Source organism: Raoultella sp. (assembly GCF_039594335.1).
Classification (GTDB): Bacteria; Pseudomonadota; Gammaproteobacteria; order Enterobacterales; family Enterobacteriaceae; genus Klebsiella.
The window spans coordinates 1-3,965 of sequence record NZ_JBCNNS010000233.1; the positions used below are offsets into that span (position 1 = coordinate 1).

At 55.7% G+C, this 3,965-nt stretch carries 2 protein-coding genes and 1 pseudogene; 1 reads left to right on the forward strand and 2 read right to left on the reverse strand.

From position 1 onward, the window contains the following. Nucleotides 1–85 precede the first annotated feature (85 nt). The gene (locus tag ACZAHD_RS22085; RefSeq protein WP_462458641.1) at nt 86–799 is read right to left on the reverse strand and encodes a DUF554 domain-containing protein; all 714 of its coding nucleotides are present in this window, start codon (nt 797–799) and stop codon (nt 86–88) included. 438 nt (nt 800–1,237) lie between these two features. On the opposite strand from ACZAHD_RS22085, the gene ACZAHD_RS22090 reads away from it, so the two are divergent. After that, nucleotides 1,238–3,394: an ornithine decarboxylase gene (locus tag ACZAHD_RS22090; protein ID WP_462458642.1), complete on the forward strand. Its 2,157-nt coding sequence runs from the start codon at nt 1,238–1,240 to the stop codon at nt 3,392–3,394. A gap of 45 nt (nt 3,395–3,439) precedes the next feature. Here ACZAHD_RS22090 and ACZAHD_RS22095 read toward each other — a convergent pair. After that, nucleotides 3,440–3,844, reverse strand: a pseudogene (locus tag ACZAHD_RS22095) (helix-turn-helix domain-containing protein); the annotation flags it as partial. Between the last annotated feature and the right edge of the window lie 121 nt (nt 3,845–3,965).

Sequence of the window (3,965 nt, forward strand, 5' to 3'; positions counted from 1 at the left end):
ATTCGCCTCGCTTCGTCAACGAAATTTATTCAAATCGATGCGGACTGCACAATCTATCACCAGTTCGAATTAAAAGCACCCGTTTTCAGGTGAAAAAAAGCGTCCAGGCCACTGAAATCGGCATCGCCAGAAGCAGGGCTGGTAGCATGTTCACCACCGCAAACATCTTAATTCCGCAGATGCGTAGTCCGGTTGCCAGCAGCAGCATGCCGCCGACGGCGCTGAAATCGGCCATCATCATCGGCGTGGTGAGCGGCATGATCAGCGACGCGCAGGCCGCCAGCGTGAGCTGGATGAGCAGCATCGGTACGCAAATGGCTGAAACGGCAAATCCCAGCGTGCAGGCGAAAATCGTGGCGGTGAAAAAGTCGAGAAAGGCTTTGGCGATCAGAATGCTGGCATCACCGGTCATCCCTTCGCGCATGGCACCGAAAATCCCGGTACCGCTGGCGCAGAACAGGACAATTATGGCGACATAGCTCTGAATAAACGACGAATTCAACTGCGCCTTTTTTTTGCCTGCTGGCGTGAGCCACTGCTGAAGCTTGCTGACCACGGTATTGATACCTTTTTCCATATTGCAGGCTTCGCCAAGCAGCGTGCCGACCAGCGTGGAGAGCACCATCACCGGAAGGTTGGCGCATTTCACGATCAGCAGAATACCAATCCCCAATGACGCCAGACCAAAAATAGAGGTCATCGATGTCCGAATCCGCTCCGGCAACCGTTGGCTTAACAGCGCGCCCAGTACGCCGCCTAAAAGGACCGCGCCGGCATTAATAAAAGGTCCTGTCACCACTGCAGTGTGCTCCTGTTCATTATCCCTGACAACGGCATTATTATGACCCGAAAGCAGGGTAAAGGCCTGCAAATATGTATCGTATTTGCATACAGATTTCATCTTGCGCAGGTATATCAAAGGTGACATTATTGCGCGAATTTTCTTCTCTTCAGCGATGAGGCCGCCGATGATCGCCCCCTCCGTACATCATCATTACCGCTGTACGCGGATACGTAAGCCGTCTCATCTTGCGACTTTGCATTCTGATTCCCTGCGCCTCATGCGGTGAAGGCAGCGCATGCTCACTGCAGGACAACAGTAAGATCGGACCCGGTCTGCTTTTACTGATGTCTGGCGGTCGGAGCTGGAATCCAGTCGGACCCTGACATTTCGTTGGGCAAGGTATTAATGCTTTGCCTGAAGCCTTTTACTCTCCGGAAACGGGTATTCGCGCTAATGAAATCAATGCACATTGCCGCCAGCCACTCGCTGGTCTCTCATCTCTCTACCCACCGTCGTGTGGTGGCGCTGGACAGTACTGATTTTACCGATGTGGCGGCAGTCGTCATTACCGCAGCGGACAGCCGCAGCGGCATCCTCTCTCTGCTGAAACGCAGCGGCTTTAACCTGCCGGTCTATTTGCTGACCGATAGCGACATGGAAAAGCCAGACGGCGTGACGGCGATGATCGGCGGGAAAGAGCAGGAGTGGCTTGAGCTGGAAGCTGCTGCCTGCAGCTATGAAGAGAATCTGCTGCCACCGTTCTTCGATACTCTGACGCAATACGTCGAGATGGACAACAGCACCTTTGCCTGTCCTGGGCATCAGCACGGCGCTTTCTTTAAAAAACACCCTGCGGGCCGCCAGTTTTTTGACTTCTTTGGCGAGAACGTTTTCCGCGCCGATATGTGCAATGCCGATGTGAAACTTGGGGACCTGCTTATCCACGAAGGCTCGGCGAAGCACGCGCAGAAGTTCGCGGCGAAGGTCTTCAATGCCGACAAAACCTATTTTGTGCTCAATGGCACTTCAGCGGCGAATAAAGTGGTCTGCAACGCGCTGCTGACGCGCGGCGACCTGGTGTTGTTCGACCGCAACAACCATAAATCCAACCACCACGGCGCGTTGATTCAGGCGGGGGCCACGCCGGTCTATCTCGAAGCGTCGAGAAACCCATTTGGCTTTATCGGCGGCATCGATGACCACTGCTTTGATGAACACTACCTGCGCAATCTGATTCGCGAAGTGGCGCCGGAAAAAGCCGATACGCCGCGTCCGTTCCGCCTGGCGGTCATTCAGCTGGGCACCTACGACGGTACGGTCTACAACGCCCGTCAGGTGGTGGATAAAATCGGCGGTCTGTGCGACTACATTCTGTTTGATTCCGCGTGGGTAGGCTATGAACAGTTTATTCCGATGATGGCCGACTGCTCGCCGCTGCTGCTGGCGCTGAATGAAAACGATCCGGGCATTTTTGTTACCCAGTCGGTGCATAAGCAGCAGGCGGGGTTCTCGCAAACGTCGCAGATCCACAAAAAAGATAACCACCTGCGCGGCCAAGCGCGATTCTGCCCGCATAAGCGGCTGAATAATGCCTTTATGCTGCATGCTTCCACCAGTCCGTTTTACCCGCTGTTTGCGGCACTGGACGTGAACGCCAAAATCCACGAGGGAGAGAGCGGCCGCCGACTGTGGGCAGAGTGCGTGGTGCAGGGGATTGACGCGCGCAAGGCGATCATCGCCAACTGCAAAATGATTCAGCCATTTATTCCGCCGGTTGTGGCGGGGCGTCCGTGGCAGGATTATCCCACCGAAACCATTGCCCGCGAGCGGCGCTTCTTCAGCTTTGAACCGGGCGCCCGCTGGCACGGTTTTGACGGTTATGCCAGTGAGCAGTACTTTGTCGACCCTTGCAAGTTGCTGCTGACGACACCGGGCATTGATGCTGAAAGCGGCGAATATACCGGGTTTGGCATCCCGGCGACCATTCTGGCGCACTATCTGCGTGAGAACGGCATTGTCCCGGAGAAGTGCGACCTGAATTCGATCCTGTTCCTGCTCACGCCGGCCGAGAGTGAGGAAAAAATGGCTCGCCTGGTGGCGATGCTGGCGCAGTTTGAACAGCATATCGAAGCCGACACGCCGCTGGCCGACGTACTGCCGACTATCTATAACAAATATCCGGTTCGCTATCGCGATTACACCCTCCGCGAATTGTGCCAGGAGATGCATGATCTGTACGTCAGCTTTGAGGTGAAGGATCTGCAAAAAGAGATGTTCCGCAAGCAGAGCTTCCCGCGCGTGGTGATGAACCCACAGGATGCCAACCGCGAATTTATTCGCGGCAACGTTGAGCTGGTGCGGTTAAGCGAGGCCGAAGGCCGGGTTGCCGCGGAAGGAGCGCTGCCGTATCCGCCGGGAGTGCTGTGCGTGGTGCCTGGCGAAGTCTGGGGCGGCGCGGTGCTGCGCTATTTCCTGGCGCTGGAAGAGGGCGTCAACATGCTGCCCGGTTTTTCACCCGAGCTGCAGGGGGTATATAGCGAGACGGACTCTGACGGCATCAAGCGGCTGTACGGCTATGTCCTGAACCAGGCGGCTATACGCCTTTCTTAATACCGGACCTCTCCCGCGATGTGTCGGGAGAGGGATTGCGGCGGTTCAGACCGCGCTATGTCTATACATTCTACGCGGATGACCTATCTTACCGTATTGCATCTCTACGCTGAGAAAACCGCTCTCCACGCAGTGTTCCAGATAGCGGCGGGCGGTGGTTTTACTCAGCCCCGTCGCGCTGGCGACTTCGTCCACTGAAAAGCAGTGCATCACATGGTGGCTAAAGAGATTTTGTACCCGCGCCAGCGTATTCCCCTCTATGCCTTTGCTACCGCTATCCTGGCGGTAGTTTTTCGCCTGCAGTTGATACAGGGAATCCACGTTTTGCTGATCGACAATCTTCCACACCCGCTGCTGTTCAGCGAACTGCATAAAGCGCTCAAGTGACTTGTTAAGACGCTTCCACGATACCGGCTTGAGGATGTAATCGAATGCGCCGTTGCGGATCGCCAGGCGGTTCCCGTGGCAGGAATAAACAGTGAAAAAATCGCGCCGCGAGGCATGTTGTCGGCGACCTCGATCGCTCCGCCAGCCTGGCTGACATAGCTATCGATCAGGTACAGCCCGATAC

Coding starts and splice junctions, on each gene's coding strand:
- ACZAHD_RS22090 (WP_462458642.1), top strand. CDS start 1,238: ATGAAATCAATGCACATTGCCGCCAGCCACTCGCTGGTCTCTCATCTC.